This window comes from Enterococcus durans (assembly GCF_002277935.1).
Classification (GTDB): domain Bacteria; phylum Bacillota; class Bacilli; order Lactobacillales; family Enterococcaceae; genus Enterococcus_B; species Enterococcus_B durans.
Genome location: NZ_CP022930.1, coordinates 2,600,003 through 2,615,831 on the forward strand (window position 1 = coordinate 2,600,003; position 15,829 = coordinate 2,615,831).

Below are 15,829 nucleotides of genomic sequence, written 5' to 3' on the forward strand. Positions count from 1 at the left end.
GCAGTTACATATGCAGATCGATCAGTGGTATTTCATTCACCAGCAAATACGTTGCTATTAGCCACTGGCGAACAATACAAAGTAATCCCATCATTTTGGATGTATATCCCGCCATCACCGTCACTATAGATTGGGATTCTATCGTCACCATCCAACATAGTATCTAGACTGACCCCCATACCGCTCAACCCAGTAATAGCCTCAGAACTTTTGTTTCGGATCGTTACATCATGGCGAATTTCGCCATTTTGCGTGACTTGCACCGTCTCTGCGATTTGATAAGGACCAGTAGTAACGACACGAGCAAGCATTCCATTGCCTACGCTATTAGTAGAGGTGTAATACTTTACATTAGTCTTATCTTCATCAGCCATGCCTAACCAGCTAATAGAATTCGTATTACTAACATAAAAATGGGTAGTTACTGCACTACCACTATTGTAAGAGTAAGTATGTGTAACATTTTCTGATGTTTTTTTAATGGTATTTGCTTCTAATGGAATCAATCCGCCCATATACATTCCTGCTGTAGGAACAGTAGCACTATTAATGCTTGGTGCTTTAATTGTTACCTCATAGTTTGATTCATTGACTGTAAATGTACCAGCAGTAGTAATATAACTATCTACTCCAGTCCAATTGGAAAATTGCGCATTCAAGTCTCCGGTATTGTCAGTAGGACTGCTAGCTGCAACAGTTGGTACTGCTGCAAGGTTTGCAGCGAGAGGGGCAGCCGTATTTGTATCAGGTGTAGCAACAGTATTCGCGGCTGTGTTCGTAGAAGGCGCAACAGCAGTATGGGCCGTTGGATTCGTATCATTGATTACATTTGCTCCTTCATTTACAGTAGTATCTGTGCTTGGATTTACACCTGTACTAGAAGTTGTATTTTCATTCGCAGTAATACCTGTATTTTCAGTTGTATCAGGAGTGACAGTTGGGTTTGCAGCAGCGTTGCTAGTAGCACCAGCGCTCATATTCGTATCCGTGCTTGGATCAGCATTTTCATTATCTGCATTGTGATTAGCAGTCACACCAGTATTTTCAATCGCACCATCTGGAACAGCTGGATTTGTATTGTCGGCACTAGCGCTTACATTCGTATCATCACTTGTGCTTGTATCAACGTTTGCCGGAGTGACAGCTGACTGTGCCGTTTCACCAACTGTTGCTTTTTGACTATCTGTTACAGGTTTCGAATCACTAGCCGCCTGATTGGTAGAATCCGTATTCTCTGTGGAAACCGAAGTTACAATCGGAGTTGCTTGATTCACCTCATCTGCTTGGACATTTCCGGTATTTACAGCCATTACAGCTCCTGAACCTAAAAATAAAATGGCTCCATAGACCCAGTTTTTCTTCTTCTTCCACATTTTAAAACTTTTTTTTGACATCTCTTGTTGCCAGCGCATAATTTCTAATTCTCATCATGCTTGATCAGCTCCCTTTGCGTACTAACCTCACTATAATCAAAATAGAATGGTAGTTACGCTCAAAAATAAAGGGACTTGTCTAATTTTTTGAAATATTTCAAATATTGTGACTATTCGAAGGCAAATATAAACAATCAGCAACTAAAAAATTGTCTCGTTCTTAAAATAGAGAAAACTTTTTATGAACTTTAGTTTTCCATACTCGATAATAATCATAACTGAAGTCTGACACTTAGCTATAAATTATTATCCATATCAATAAAGAAATAATCGTTTCCATTTAAGAGTTTAGTACTATAGAATAGCTCACTAATTATAGTAATTCTTCCCAATTTCAATATCCAGTATATTCAATTTAGAAACACTAACCACGTTCTCCCCTCTCCGGTATTATTTATATTTAGATACTCTTTGTATTAAAAAGATGATAGAATTATTACAAGAACAAATGTATAATCATTTAAGTACTGCTATTGTTTATTAAATAGCCTCTATTATCGCTAGTGTATTAGCAATAGTACTCTAGTCATATCTGGTTGATTACTGGACTCTAGCTATAATTTAGATGGCGTAAGTTTCAATAGCTGAAACGCGCTAATATGTAAAAAATATCTTTACCGCAATCTTCCATGATATAAATTAAGGAATGATATTAGCTTTTTATCATTTGTGAAAAATAGTTCATAGTCATGAATCGTGTTCATTTGTTGAGGATACAAAAAAAATAATTGAAGGTAAGTGTAGAAGTATCTATTCACTTTTACTGGTGTTTAATCAAGCATTATGAATAGTGCCTCTCTCATTTGCGCCCACAAAATGAACTATATCATTTTCAAAAAATGTTATCTAAAGATTATTTCAAGAACTAAATGATTTTTTATCTATACTAAGAAACACTGATATTATCCGCGAGAAATCAGTTTGTAAACTCATCTATATGGGTTTTCAAAAATGTTTATAGTTTTTTTGAATTTTTGAATAATTAAGTATTGAATTTTTTGACTTTGTGGGGAAAGTCGCAATATAAATTGAATACTTTTTATTAATGGCGACTATCACTGCCTGCCGTAAGTGAAAGTACCAACTTTATTTATCAAATCATATTTTCAATAAGGAGGAGTAAATGAGTACATTTTTAATTTTAGTTGGATTTTTGGGGGTTATTTTTGGAGTATTTTCTTTAACATATACTTTTTTTTCTAAGAAAATACGTTTAAAGAAAAAGATTGGTATTGGGATTTTAGCAGCTTTTATAATTATGATAGTAGGTGGTACTCTTGCCCCACCTATTCAAGCAGACGTAAATAAAAAAACTAATGATTCATCGTCTAGTATATCCGCCTCTTCCGACAGCCGAGAAAAAGATGTAAAAAAAGATAAAGAAGAAGTTAAAAAGAAAAAAATTGGAGAAAAAAAGGCTAAAGAAAAAACTAAGAAGGAACAAAAAGCTAAGAAAAAGCAAAAAGAGAAACAAAAAACTAGCGAAACTAAGAAAAAACAAAAAGAGAGACAAAAAGCTAAAGAAGCTAAGAAAAAACAAAAAGAGAGACAAAAAGCTAAAGAAGCTAAGAAAAAACAAAAAAAAGAAGCTAAACTCAAAGCAGATCAAGAAGAAAAAAAACAAGAAGAAATTAGGCAAAAAACCTCAACAGCTAAAACTATTCTAGCACAAGCTGAAGCAGAGCCAACTAGAGATAATTACAATGCAGCATTGTCAGCTATTCAATCTATACCTGAGGAAAACCAAGAATTATTGAATCGCTTAGCCAGTGTTGATTCAACCATAAAATCTAATGAGGCAGCTGAAGCAGAGCGACAAAAGCAACAAGCTGAAGCCCAACGCCAAGCCCAAGAGCAGCAAGCTACACAACAAACTAATTCATACACTGCCGATGGACAATGGTCTGTTGCTACAAACGGTATGGTTTTCGCTCGTTCAGATAGTGGGAAATATTATTCTCGTGTTACAAATCCAAATAATTATCAATATATGAGCCAAATAGATGCTGATAATGCTGGGTATAGTCGTGCCACTCGAGGAAATCAATACGCTCGACCATAGTTTAATAGTGTTATATTGATTCTATAATAGTTGGTGTTGTTACTCTTATGAGTAGCAATGCCAATTATTTTTTTATAACAAAAAGACATCTTGGTTATCCTCTAATTAAATCGCCAAACCAATTTATAGGGAAAAATAGATGTCCAACATCAAGAAAATAGAAAGCATAGACAAAAGCATCAAACAAATACTAGATATCAAGGATTCAAATGTCTCTTTTCCTAAAGATACAATGAGTAAACAGGAGGTCCTCGGCCGGATGTGTAACAATCTACCATCCAAATTGTGGGTTTGGTTTTGTGACTCTCTATTCTTTAAAAAGCTAGATTCAACCGCTTCATTATCAATCTTCAAGGGACTTTGAAAAGAATTTTTGCTGATTCTATTAAGTGATTACCTATGTTTTCTTGATAACTCCGCCAAAGTACACATTTAATCGTTTTTTACAAATACAAAAATAATACTTCAAGTAATTATATTAAGATCAAATCGCTCCTCTATGTGATATAATGTAATTACCTTGGCAGGGGCAAATCATATTTGTCACGAGCAGTGAGCTATAATATAGCTTGCTGTTTTTTTAATGTCATTCCAATGATAAATATCCTTTTGTAGCCCCTTCCCCACTTCTTTATACTTTATGCTTAGCAATAAATTCATCGATATCTTTGATGTCATATTTTGGGTGGCTATTTTCGCCAAAAATAATTACTTTCAATCCTGCTTTTACCCATTCATTGATCCTTCCTGCTGAAGTACCTGTATACTTGACCGCTTCTTTTTCATTCAAGTAGCGTTTAGGAACATATCCTATAAGAAATGAATCTAAATCATTTTTATTGATAAATTTATCATCCATATTGATTTCTCCTTACATAATTTATAGTCAATCTAAAATATTAGAACCATGAAACAAAAAACAATAATGTTCGAAACGAGCACATACAATCATATTGAGTATTTAAAATAGATGCTTCATTTTCAAACAAATTCACACCATATTGGAGCATATAACTCATCTGCAAAGATAGAAATTTCAAGATATAACATTAAGAGACGAAAGAACTTCAAGTCAAAATAGAAATCCATTCCAATAGGCTACATGGTATAATTGAACTACCCAAAACCGAGAGGAGAACACCATGAAAAAAATAGTTTCATTCTGTATAATCGGAGGCTCAATAATTTTTTTAGCAAGTTGTGGCAATAATAACAATAGCAGTCATAGTTCTAGCACCTCGTCTTCATCTGTGGCTCTATCTTCTTCAGATTCTAATAATTCAATAACTATGTCTTCCTCCTCTACTCCCACAGGCACGGACACTACTAGCACAGAAACCGGAAGCGTGACATCCTCTAATAACCATTTTACTAATAGTACTGAATCTGGAAGCTTAGCATCGTCTAATAGTCAAACCACCAATAGCCTTGAAAGCGACTATTATCAAGCTATAAAAGATGCATGGAATAAACAGAGCAAGTACATTAGTTCTATAGAAGATCCCCAAGTAAAACAATCTGTTCAAACACCAAATAGTGCTGCAACTGCGGAGGCAACAAAACTACAAATGGAACATCCAGAAGACAGTGAACTTATAGAATCTGTACTTAACCAGATTTTAAGTGGGAATTAAGAGGCACATATGGAAACCCATTTTGATTTTAACTACCTTTTTTAAAATATGTACTGCCCTTCATATTTTTGAAGGGCTGTTTTCATTGGACATCTAATTTTATCTTTTTTAGATATAAACTTCTCTATAGTGATATCAGTAATATGAACTATGACTATTCATAAACAATAAACAGAGAAATAACCTTTAAAATACTAGTGTTTCCAATGTAGGCGAACTAATATTATCATGAATGTGGCCATCCTTTAAAACGATTGCTCTTGAAGATTGGCTAGCTAACTCTAGATCATGAGTAACCATAACAATCGTTTTTCCTTTACTCACCAATTCCTTCAATATTTCCATAATAAGTGCACGTGAGTGAGTATCTAATGTGCTAGTAGGTTCATCTAAAAACATGATATCTGGATCCGCTAATAGTGTGCGGCCAATTGCTACCTTTTGTTGCTCACCCCCTGAAAGAGCATCAATCGGCTGGTGTAAATCAGCTTTTAACTCCAATCGTTTTGCCAAAGAATACACATTTTCTTTTTTTATTTTATGACCATTTAAAGTTCCTGGAAGAACCATATTATCATAGGCGGACAGTGAAGGAATCAGTTGGAAATCTTGAAAATAAAGCCGATTTTTTTACGGCGAAACTTTGCCAATTTCGCTGCACTCCATCCATATGGTGATTTGCCATCGATCAACACCTCTCCATTTGTAGGAGGTAATAAGCTAGAAATACAATAAAGCAATGTTGTTTTTCCTGAACCAGAAGGCCCTACAATTGACACAAACTCTTGTTGCTCTACATCAAAAGAAATATCAGCAAGCACCTGTAAAAGATTTCCTTTAGCAAGCTCTATTTCTTTTTTTAATCCTGTGATTGAAATAACTATCTGTCTCATCGAAATTAACCTCCATAAAAATCAATCTAGTTTATAAATCTAATTCATATACAATAGCGCAGATCATAACTTTTTTGCTATAAACTATTTATAATCACCTACTTCCTTGCTTTTTTCAATTTAGGCTGCCGCTCTCTAATTATTTGATTTAATAAATGGTCTGATTCTTTTATTTATAATTCTACTCAACATACTTTTTTAACGAATGACGCTCAAACCAATAAATCACAATAAAGCCCAAACTGAACAAAAGAAAAGTGCCAAGTGACAACAAGATATTCACCGACCAATTTGCCTTAAAAATATTGCCTCCTCCTAGATAGGTAACTCTCAGTAATGGAATCGCAAATAATACCATTCCAATTAAAGTAGTCAATATTGAGATGATCGAGATCGTGCTAATTTCAATCATTCTTGTTTTGAAGATCCAATTTGGTGTACAACCTGTATGGAAATAGTTCTTTGATTCAACTCTTGTTTTCATTCTAAACAGACAAGTCGATGCAAAGATATTAGCTAAGCTTATAATTATTGGCGCACCAAATAAAAATTCAAGACTGAGTATTAGATCGGAAATATAGGAGCCACTGTTAGCCCCTTCAATCAATAATCTTGTATTAAGAAATAGTGCAATAAAATTTCCAAGCAATAGCGTGATGATACTAACTGGACGAATTAACTTAACCAACCCCTCCACGTTGTATTGCATGTTGTAAAATGCAATACGAACCATTGGATGCTTTGATATTTTAGGCAAATCAACAATTCTATTTACTATCGCTCGAAATATTGGTCGTACTAAAAAATTCATCCCAACAAGTAAAGAAAGCCACAAAAGAAGTAATATATTCATCGAATTATTCATGCTTCGTGTATATTCTTTGACTACAGCTGGATCTGGTACATTCTTAAAGTATAAATAAAAGGTTCCACATACACTGATGATCAACGCAAGTATCCCAAAAAATCTACCGTTCAATCTCGTTTTGATTGAGGCACCGTACGAGGAAAGAATCCCCTTTCTTTTTTTGAAGTTTTTAAGACAATAACGCATACAAGTAATCGTAATAATCGAAATTTGAAGTAAGAGGGTAATAAAAGTGACATTCCACGACAAATGAAGAGTTAAATGAGAAAAAGTTTGCCTAGCAGAATATGAGGGTAAAACACTGAAAAAGGCTTGTGCTGCTGGTATAGAAAAGAGACTACCGATAAAAGTACCTATGATGCCAACCAATAACATTTGACCTGTCATTAAGAAACTCAACTGTACTGGCGAGCCACCTAAAAGAAGCAGTATATCATTTGTATCATCAAAAAAATCTATGCACTGTTTCATTGTATTGGTCGTTAACAAGAGCAACATAACAGCTCCAGTTATTATAGGCATTTGCATGAAAACACTATAATCATCAATATCGACACTATTTACCCCTCGCATTTCATTTAATATAGTAAATGAAGTGCTAAAAACTAGCCCAGATGCCAAAAAAACAGGTAGTACAGATAACCATATCTTCCAATATCGCACAAATTGTTTCGTAATTAGTTTAACCATTGGTTCATCCCCTATACGATTTATTATTGTCACGATACCACAATAGAAAAACATCGCCATCGTCCTTAAGTCTAATTATTATGGAAAAATGCCCTATTTAATCGTCAAAAGCGATATGTACGAGTTAATTACACTTGATAAAACAATCGGATCAGTAAAATTGGGTTTTAGATATTTCTACAGAAGTTCTTTCTTCACAAATAAATGATTTTAATTTTTTGTATTAGTATGATGGAAATATATATATAAGACTTGGCACAACAGGTCAATCGCTAGTTATCCATAGAGGTGGCGTAATCTAACAACCTACTAAGCTTGACTGGGTTTTCCATCCTTTCCAACCTATACAGTACCGCCACGTTCGCACTCAGCTACAGCTATTCAAACGGACCATTGGAATGTTTAAACAACCACATCAAAGTATTAAAACGCAATGCGTACGGTTTTTGCAGCTTTTATAATTTCAAACTACAATTATAATTCGTTATTGCAAAGTCTTTTTAACCAAAATAGACAGAACAGAAAGAGTTTTTTTCTTCTTTCTGTTCTGTCTAAATTATGCTAAGATTTCTCTTTACCAACATTATTTGATAAAGAGCCCTAAAAAAATGAAAAAAGACACTATCGACATCTTCGAAAAGATGCTACGTGATAATGTCTTTTAGTCATCTCCCACTTTAATGTGGGAAAAATGTGGGGAAAGTTGTCACAGAGTTTCAATCATCAGAGCGAAACCCTTGCTATTTCTTCGGTTCGTCCTCATCCATTTTCAGAACGGCCATGAAGGCTTCTTTTCGCTAGGTTGCAACTATATGCTTCCCTCATAATCTGAAATACGCTCTAACTAACTGTTAATCAGTGTTCCAAAGGGAACGATTATACTCTGCTATTTTCAAACTTTCTTAAATCGTCTATGATAATCTCAGTTTATGGTGGCAAACTGGTGGCAATATTTTTTTGCTGCATTATTAAAAATAATATAAAAATTAATCACGATTTTTCCATTTCCATCATTACCTTACCAATTTCATTTTCAATTCTATCTAGAACTCTTTGTATTTCAGATCTAACATTGTAAATATCTTCAATATACTGTTGCGCTATATAATTATCTGGTATTTTATTATCACTAGGACTAGGGTCTTTAATTTCTAACAACCCTAATATTTGGTCGGGATACATATCAATTACCTTAAATTTCAAAGAAGATGCGTATAACCAAGATATTTTAATAGAAGGAAAGACACAATTATGGTTTAAATTTGATCCTTCGAATAGATTTATCAAAGATTTTTATAAAGTATGGGATTCAGAAGTTTTCTTTTTAGCAATTGAAGACAGTTTATTAATCAATCTCTACTATTCTAATAAGAACTACTTTAAAATTCCTGCTGCGAAAACGAGAATGAAGAAGGATGTATACTTTTTATTTGATGTGGTGACTGACGTGCCGGACGCACGTAGCGATCATCGGCGTTATGACTATATAAAGTATACTTTCGTTGATCCAGAAAGGTATAAAGATTAAAGTAGGCTACCTAAAAAGGTAGCCCGGAACGGATTTTATCACCATACTTATAAAAGGAGATATTTTTAAGTTAGTATTAAGATTGTGTAATATGATAATATCTATATTTTATAGTATCAGTGCTATAAAATCAAAAATAAGTCACTAATTAACTACTGCTCCAATTATAAGTCTTTTTCCCATTATTTTTTACAGTTATATGGTATGCTTTTTAATGGCTTCAAATATAAAAGAGTTTAAAGCGTAACACACTTATGGGGAAGTGGTTTGGGGTGCGCTTTAAACTCTTCTTTATTATTATCTCACAGCATGCTTAAAAGGTCTATAGATTAAGTTATGTAAAAAAGTGCCTCTTTAAACGTCCTAAAATCCAAACAAGGATAGCATAATATACACTATCGTTGATCCAGAAAACAGGTAAATAAATTTTGCAAAAGCAATAAGTTAAAAACATTACAAAAAAGACAAGGATATCACATCAAGAAAAAATGTTTTGAAAATATCTTTGCCTTTTTGTATTATATCTATATTAAATAATCAATCACAACACATTAACTAATTTATATATTTAATTTGTTGTTTTTCTATGATTGGATAACTAATTAACTTATGACTATCTAAGTCTTCTTTATTCATATCAATTGCAGTAATTTGACTGTCTTCATATGTTCGATAATAATAGATTCCTTTGTCAACATTGCAACAAGAAGAATAAATTGTATATTCATATTTTCCATCACCAACATCACACAAACCTTTTTGTTGTTCTACTGAACCTAAGATATGGAAAAATTGACTAATACTTTCTGACTCTGAATCTCCAGATACAGAATTCAGCTTCGTAAAAGTCGCTTTAACAAAACGAGATACTGAGGATAAATCTCCAGGCAAGCCTATCCCTCCCATACCGCGGCTATAGGCATTCAAACTTATTTGATTTGAAAAATTATTTTTAGGAGTTTCACTCGATAAGACACGATAATTGTTTAAATTAAATAATTGATAGTCAAATGAAGGATTATTGGTAAGAACGCCCACAGGGTTATCATATATATGAAGTCCATCTTTCATGCTTTCAATGACAATTGATTTTTCTTTATCAGCTAATAGCCAATGTAAAGGGGATAAAGGAAGTTCATCACTATAATTTATATTTGCTAAATTGATATTTTTTAACAATTTTTTAGCTTCTCCTACTGTTGAGCATTGTCCTAAAATCCAAGGAATAAATTCAAAAGGAGATACATTGTCTTTTCCTTCTTGTATTTCTTTATAATCAGCATACCCAGAAAAATTTAGCCCAGCCATACTCAATCCTTTTTCATTTGTCGCATCGTAATAAAGAGGGTAGTCAGCTATACCAGCGGCAATACCAATCATTGCATAATGAGTATCCAAATCATTTACCTTTCGAAAATTCAACTTATAATTTCTTGGAGTAACAGTGACTACTTCATTGTAAGATATTTCATAATCAAAATTCCTTCCAAAATAATGATCACTTGTTACATAAGTAATAGACGTACACATAGTTTATTCCTCCTAAATATTTTTCTGTCCACGTTCATTTTACTCCAAAGTTTTCCTCATTTCAAAAGAAAATCACAGAATACACGAAGAAGCGTTTCTATTTGTATAAACTATATCAAAGTTCTATACTTAAATTATCAAATAAAAAGGACGTGAAGATAAATGTCAAATTTAGAAAACAAAGAAGAAAAAGTTGTAAACAAAATTGTTTCTGTTGTCAATAAACTGGATAAAGAGTTAGACGAACTTGATACGTTATCTGAAAATACAGAAAAAAAACATAACCTAAAAAAATGGTTAGTTGAACGAAAGGCTATTCATGAAATTAAAAAAGTTCTTCATGAAGCTGATAAATATGAAAAATATGATGAAAAAGAACTTGATAAAGAATTTAAAGAAATCAATGACTTATTACTATAATTGATTTATACGACTCATTTTTGAGTCGTCAGACTGCAAACAACACTCTAAATTTAGGAGTTTGTCTACAGTCTGAATAAATTTAAAATTTATTGTCCATAATGTTATTATGAATTTATAGCATTAAGAAAAGAGATAAGACTTTACATTCCTAAAAAAATGTAAAGTCTTATCTCTTTTATTAATTGTACAATTAGTATTATTTGCACTACTTTCTAATTAAATAAATTTTTAGTTATTAACTTGATTAAAATCAGAGATAATATCATTTAATTCAGTTTGAAGGGTTGTAACGATTAAATGGAAATTTTCTTCATCTGTTTTATTATATGGGGATGTTTTCGTTATATATAACAACCTTTCTTTTTCGATTTTCATTAATAACTCTGTCGAAGTCTGTACTTTATCTTGATAATTAAATGCAGACATCCCACTTTGTATAATTGTAATTATTGCTGAAGCAATTGAAACAATCAATAGTAAAGACCTGTGTTCGGAAGCCTGATCAATTAATATTGGGATACTAGCTGATAAGACTATTTTTATAATATTTCCGATACCAATTACTCTATTATAAAATCGAATTTCTTTTTTTAATCTATCGATTGTAGAATCAATAGATTCGATAAACGCTTTTTGATCCATCATTTTCTCTCCAATCATTTTATTAAAATCATTAACAAAAATATTATAATAGGATTTAAGTAAGTTCTAACTAATCACACATAAAAATAAAAAAACATTTGTATTTTATCAAAGTTTTATTATACTTGTCAATTTGTGTACATCCTAAAAAATAAGCTATTTGTTTACTTCTGTAGAATATATACTTTGTTGTTAGATAAGTTGCACATGTTTATAGAATCTAAATAATAAATTTTTATGTACCACCCCTCAAAGAGGGGGGGATTTTTTATCGTTGTGGAATATTTAAATACCAACGCTTGTCATGAAAATCTTGTGCTCCGCCTTTAGTGTTCCCTTCTGGATCATTCGTTGCACGCATCATTACATAGACTTTCTTATTAGGAAAATTACGCATATTGAAAGATACATGATAACCAACATTTCCAGAAGTATTATAAGCTTGATTTACATCTGATCTATAATTTCCATCAGCTCTTACTCGAGCTAATTCTTTTCCAGTATTGTAATCCATAATGAAAATATACTCGTATTTATAGTTAGCAATGTGCCATCCAGCCACATGCAAGTTTGCATTTTCGATTTCTCCAAACTGATCAATGTGGGCGTAATTCGTTCCATCTGTCAGTGTAGGATTTGCTGCACCTGCTCTAGTTGGATCAATGACTGGTTTATCCTTCGAAGTAGTTGGATTTTCATCTGTAAATCCATGGGCTAAATCATATGCTAATTTTTCTTTACTTACGCCCATTTCAGAAAGATAACCGTAAGGATCTGTATGATCGCCCCAAATATTTTGTGTTACCCATAAATGCGATTTGATTCCTGGTTGGTTATAAGGTGTATCTAATGTTAATGGAATACCATATTTTATTGCTGAATCTCTAGCCAATTCAACGTATGCCTTGTAGTTTTTCTCAAACGTTGCTTTATCATGTGTGTGTTGTAACTCAATCTGCACAGGACTGTTGGCATTAGCATACGAACCAGCACCATACTGCACATAACCAGGTTGACCGACTTGATAAACAATTCCGCCGTCTCCCACAATGTAAGCAGTGTAAGCACTAGTCCATGAACGTTGCATATATTGCGCTTCATTGCGTCCTGTTGCTGTTTCGTTAGCCGTTTCATGCAATAAAATATATTGATTATTTGCTATTTGAGAGCTACCCTCATTAACGCCTAAATTAAATTCATTGTTAATCGTATAGGCGAACCCATTAATTGGCAACAAAAAAAGAGCCATTAAAAGGCTCAATGACAATACTATTTTCTTTTTCATTTGTTTCCTCCTTCTTCGCTTTCAGCCGAGAACATTTTGTAGGTTCGATTTGATACACCCAACACACTCCCTAAAAACGTGCCAAAACCAGTAATAATGACAACACAGATATCTGTGTACTGCCAATTGAACGCTTTACCAACTAACCCCACGAAAGTAGCTAGTGCGGGAATAATTACCAGTGCGAACCATTTTAGTACTTCGAACGTTTTATTATTCATTTTCTTCTCTCCCTAAACAAAGTTTTGATTTGTTGCGTGTGTTCCACCAATTTTTCTGTATGTGTATCTAATCTTTCATCGTGTTTCTTTAGTTCTTCATGAATCATCAATCGATCTGATTTGCTCGATTCTAAATCTTTAGTCAGCAAATCTAAATTGCGGCTTACTTTTGAAAGAGTTTCAGTAATCTTCGAGAAAGATGCAGTGACTGGTCTTATTACTAATAAAATCAAAGAAACAATCGCAGTGATTGATCCTGCGATTGTTCCCCATTCTCCTAAATTAATCATGTGACAACTCCTTTACCTTAAATAAAAACGCATCACTTAAGATGCGCTCTTATCTTTATTAATGATTTTATCTGCTTCTTCGTCTGTAATGCATAGTGGAACGAATAGTCGAACTTGATCGTCAGTAAAACAGCCCCAATCATACATCATTTTCACATCGCTAAAACTAAACATGCTACTCGCCTCCCTTTGAAGATGGATTTAATTTCTCTTTAATTTCTGCAATATCCTTGCTGTTTTTAAGCGAAGCAAGTATCGTTTTTGAATTGATTTGTGCTAAACTATCCGCTTTTTCTTTCAATGCAGTATTTTCCTGTTTAATTGCTACATCGCTTAGCATGAGTTTGGCATTTAGCTGTTTTAGGTTGTCGTTTTCATGTTCCAGAGCCTCGTACATCGCTTTGAGATTGTTTAAATCGTTGTGATCTAGTGCGTTCGCTAAAACAATCCATTGGTTCAGTTTAGGATCAAACATCTGATCAGCAATCGTTAGCGGTTCGCCACCAGCACGAATTCCTTCGAGTGGTGGAACATCGGTAAATGGAACAGTCATAACCATATCATCAAGCACTTGTCCAGCATACTCTCCACCTGTTCGTCCGTATTTCCAAATATTTTTCATTTTTATTCCTCCCCTACCCAATAATTACCGTGGAATGTAAACCATTCATTTGCAGCAAATTCGCTATTCGTAATAATTGTTCCTAAGTCTTTTCGCACGTACATCGCTTTTGATACACTACTTGTTCCTGACGGACCTGTAAGCATGCCATGAACAATTTTTGCGACAAATTCATCTGGTAAAACATCCTCGAGTGTTGTGCCGAATGGATATGCTTTTTTTAGCTTTACTGTTCCGTTCGCTATAACCGTTTTTCCGTGTTTAATAAATGTTGCATAGCCATCAATGAAGGATTTGCTGTTCGATGCATCTAGCGTGTATACAACATGGTCATTTTCACTATATATTTCTGGATGCTCCTTAGTAAACTTTTGCAAAAAAGCTTTTTTATCAAATCCATATTCCTCTTTTAAATCTTTCTTTGTAACGTATTTTTCTCCATTTTTTCTTTCCTTGACTAGACTTGAACCAATTCTTAGTTCTCTTTCTTTCAGGTAAAAGTAAACAGGGTTATTAGCATACACGTTATAATCATAGAAATAGTTCTCAATTTTACATACTATTGCTTTGGGAACCAAAATTACAGGCTTCCCCTCAATTACTAACATATCTTCATAACTATTATTCCAAGAGTGTAATTCCGTGTCCCAATAAATTCCAGACGGAGCATTGGTTAACGATATACCATGTAAGTACATTTGGTCTTTTGTATATTCAATTAAATGTTTTCTAATAACATTAATCGTCAAATCAGATAGTTTATCATGACCAATATTTGGGACAAATATTTTTATATCACTTGACGTATTGATTACACCGTCTTCTACTGCTTTACTTTCCATAATATAATTGAAAAGTTTGCTAGATTCATCTTTTCCTAATCCTTTACCATGTGTCCCCGATTTGGACAGTCCAAAACAAACTTCTTCAGGTTCATTAAATCTAAAATATTCTTTTGCCTTATTTTCTTCTCCTTTTTCCAAAAGATTCAAAACAAATTGAAAATAATTTTCCAATGTTCTATGAGCCTTTTTTGACCACTTGTCTTCTCTTATCGATAAAAAATACGGATCTAAAAATAAAGCTGTGTCATTATCCAAATCAATATCTACAAAATCCAATTCACTCTGATTACGTTCTAATTTCAATTTTTCACTTATCTTCAAAGATACCAACTCCAATTTAATTATCTAAACTTACTAGTTCTGTAGTTGATCAAAATAATAATTATTTACTTTATAGTTTCTATTATGAAAGCTTGATTATCTCATTTACACATATGTGCTAACTTTTTTCAACCAATCCCCACTAACAAAATACGGATTATCTTTATCGTTTTCTTTTTCAATTAAGATCACATCATCATGAGTTGCTGCTACAAAAAAAGATTCTCCTTTGGAATATTTAAGCCCACCATCGCCAACTCCGGTCTCTGTAAAAATGAAAGTTGTCAAACTGGCTTCTTCTATTTTTGATGCACTCTTTTTTTTAACCAATTTAACTACTTTCTTCCCCCCTGCTTCTACAGTTCTAATTATTGCGTAACCACCTGTAGCCACAAGTACTAATAAAATTTTTGGTCCACCAACTTTTTTTGCTAAAGTTGTCATTAATTGATACCAACTTAAATTTCCCATGTTATTTCCCTCCGTCATACATTTTGATTTTAGTCCTACTGATACCTTGAATCACTTAATCAACAACTCTA

At 33.2% G+C, this 15,829-nt stretch carries 17 protein-coding genes and 2 pseudogenes; 5 read left to right on the forward strand and 14 right to left on the reverse strand.

The annotated features are described in order from the left end of the window. Positions 1 to 32: 32 nt before the first annotated feature. On the reverse strand, positions 33 to 1,412 hold the full coding sequence (locus tag CJZ72_RS12370; protein WP_081135405.1) for a KxYKxGKxW signal peptide domain-containing protein: 1,380 nt from the start codon (positions 1,410 to 1,412) through the stop codon (positions 33 to 35). A 1,144-nt stretch (positions 1,413 to 2,556) separates the two neighbouring features. On the opposite strand from CJZ72_RS12370, the gene CJZ72_RS12375 reads away from it, so the two are divergent. After that, a complete protein-coding gene (locus CJZ72_RS12375) occupies positions 2,557 to 3,495 on the forward strand; it encodes a hypothetical protein (protein WP_081135407.1) in 939 nt (312 codons plus the stop codon). Positions 3,496 to 4,126: 631 nt separating this feature from the next. On the opposite strand, the gene CJZ72_RS12385 is transcribed toward CJZ72_RS12375, so the two are convergent. Further along, on the reverse strand, positions 4,127 to 4,354 hold the full coding sequence (locus CJZ72_RS12385) for a DNA-binding protein (RefSeq protein WP_081135412.1): 228 nt from the start codon (positions 4,352 to 4,354) through the stop codon (positions 4,127 to 4,129). Positions 4,355 to 4,637: 283 nt separating this feature from the next. On the opposite strand from CJZ72_RS12385, the gene CJZ72_RS12390 reads away from it, so the two are divergent. Next, the gene (locus CJZ72_RS12390; protein ID WP_081135415.1) at positions 4,638 to 5,129 is read left to right on the forward strand and encodes a hypothetical protein; all 492 of its coding nucleotides are present in this window, start codon (positions 4,638 to 4,640) and stop codon (positions 5,127 to 5,129) included. Positions 5,130 to 5,315: 186 nt separating this feature from the next. On the opposite strand, the pseudogene CJZ72_RS12395 reads toward CJZ72_RS12390, so the two are convergent. Then, positions 5,316 to 6,022: pseudogene (locus CJZ72_RS12395) on the reverse strand (ABC transporter ATP-binding protein). A 181-nt stretch (positions 6,023 to 6,203) separates the two neighbouring features. Next, positions 6,204 to 7,580: a hypothetical protein gene (locus tag CJZ72_RS12400; protein ID WP_095443888.1), complete on the reverse strand. Its 1,377-nt coding sequence runs from the start codon at positions 7,578 to 7,580 to the stop codon at positions 6,204 to 6,206. Positions 7,581 to 7,943: 363 nt separating this feature from the next. Between CJZ72_RS12400 and CJZ72_RS12405 the strand changes: the two are divergent. Next, positions 7,944 to 8,060: pseudogene (locus CJZ72_RS12405) on the forward strand (transposase); the annotation flags it as partial. A gap of 510 nt (positions 8,061 to 8,570) precedes the next feature. On the opposite strand, the gene CJZ72_RS14835 reads toward CJZ72_RS12405, so the two are convergent. Further along, complete coding sequence (locus CJZ72_RS14835) at positions 8,571 to 8,867, reverse strand: hypothetical protein (RefSeq protein ID WP_232509747.1); 297 nt, start codon at positions 8,865 to 8,867, stop codon at positions 8,571 to 8,573. Between CJZ72_RS14835 and CJZ72_RS12415 the strand changes: the two genes are divergently transcribed. Beyond that, on the forward strand, positions 8,806 to 9,108 hold the full coding sequence (locus CJZ72_RS12415) for a DUF5960 family protein (protein WP_002329382.1): 303 nt from the start codon (positions 8,806 to 8,808) through the stop codon (positions 9,106 to 9,108). The two genes, CJZ72_RS14835 and CJZ72_RS12415, sit on opposite strands and share 62 nt — an antisense overlap. A 555-nt stretch (positions 9,109 to 9,663) precedes the next feature. Here the strand turns inward: CJZ72_RS12415 and bsh are convergent. Continuing rightward, positions 9,664 to 10,638: a choloylglycine hydrolase gene (gene bsh / locus CJZ72_RS12420; protein ID WP_002287105.1), complete on the reverse strand. Its 975-nt coding sequence runs from the start codon at positions 10,636 to 10,638 to the stop codon at positions 9,664 to 9,666. Between the two features lie 162 nt (positions 10,639 to 10,800). Between bsh and CJZ72_RS12425 the strand changes: the two genes are divergently transcribed. Then, a complete protein-coding gene (locus CJZ72_RS12425) occupies positions 10,801 to 11,058 on the forward strand; it encodes a hypothetical protein (protein ID WP_095443891.1) in 258 nt (85 codons plus the stop codon). 231 nt (positions 11,059 to 11,289) lie between these two features. Here the strand turns inward: CJZ72_RS12425 and CJZ72_RS12430 are convergent, their stop codons facing one another. From CJZ72_RS12430 to CJZ72_RS12465, 8 genes are all read right to left on the reverse strand, one after another. Then, on the reverse strand, positions 11,290 to 11,721 hold the full coding sequence (locus CJZ72_RS12430; protein ID WP_198324538.1) for a DUF4231 domain-containing protein: 432 nt from the start codon (positions 11,719 to 11,721) through the stop codon (positions 11,290 to 11,292). A gap of 250 nt (positions 11,722 to 11,971) precedes the next feature. Further along, positions 11,972 to 12,988, reverse strand: a complete 1,017-nt coding sequence (locus tag CJZ72_RS12435) for a peptidoglycan recognition protein family protein (RefSeq protein ID WP_095443893.1) — start codon at positions 12,986 to 12,988, stop codon at positions 11,972 to 11,974. Beyond that, positions 12,985 to 13,209, reverse strand: coding sequence for a phage holin (locus CJZ72_RS12440; protein WP_095443894.1), 225 nt, complete (start codon positions 13,207 to 13,209; stop codon positions 12,985 to 12,987). Before CJZ72_RS12440 ends, CJZ72_RS12435 begins: the two co-directional genes overlap by 4 nt. Beyond that, on the reverse strand, positions 13,206 to 13,499 hold the full coding sequence (locus tag CJZ72_RS12445) for a hypothetical protein (RefSeq protein ID WP_002330267.1): 294 nt from the start codon (positions 13,497 to 13,499) through the stop codon (positions 13,206 to 13,208). The genes CJZ72_RS12440 and CJZ72_RS12445 overlap by 4 nt, the downstream gene beginning before the upstream one ends. Positions 13,500 to 13,535: 36 nt before the next feature. Next, positions 13,536 to 13,673 (reverse strand): XkdX family protein, encoded by a 138-nt coding sequence (locus CJZ72_RS12450; protein ID WP_002327992.1) that lies wholly within the window; start codon positions 13,671 to 13,673, stop codon positions 13,536 to 13,538. Position 13,674: 1 nt separating this feature from the next. Beyond that, entirely contained in the window at positions 13,675 to 14,121 is a 447-nt protein-coding gene (locus CJZ72_RS12455; RefSeq protein WP_095443895.1) for a hypothetical protein, read from the reverse strand. A 2-nt stretch (positions 14,122 to 14,123) separates the two neighbouring features. After that, positions 14,124 to 15,287: a hypothetical protein gene (locus CJZ72_RS12460; protein ID WP_157728895.1), complete on the reverse strand. Its 1,164-nt coding sequence runs from the start codon at positions 15,285 to 15,287 to the stop codon at positions 14,124 to 14,126. Between the two features lie 105 nt (positions 15,288 to 15,392). Continuing rightward, positions 15,393 to 15,758, reverse strand: a complete 366-nt coding sequence (locus tag CJZ72_RS12465) for a hypothetical protein (protein ID WP_095443896.1) — start codon at positions 15,756 to 15,758, stop codon at positions 15,393 to 15,395. Between the last annotated feature and the right edge of the window lie 71 nt (positions 15,759 to 15,829).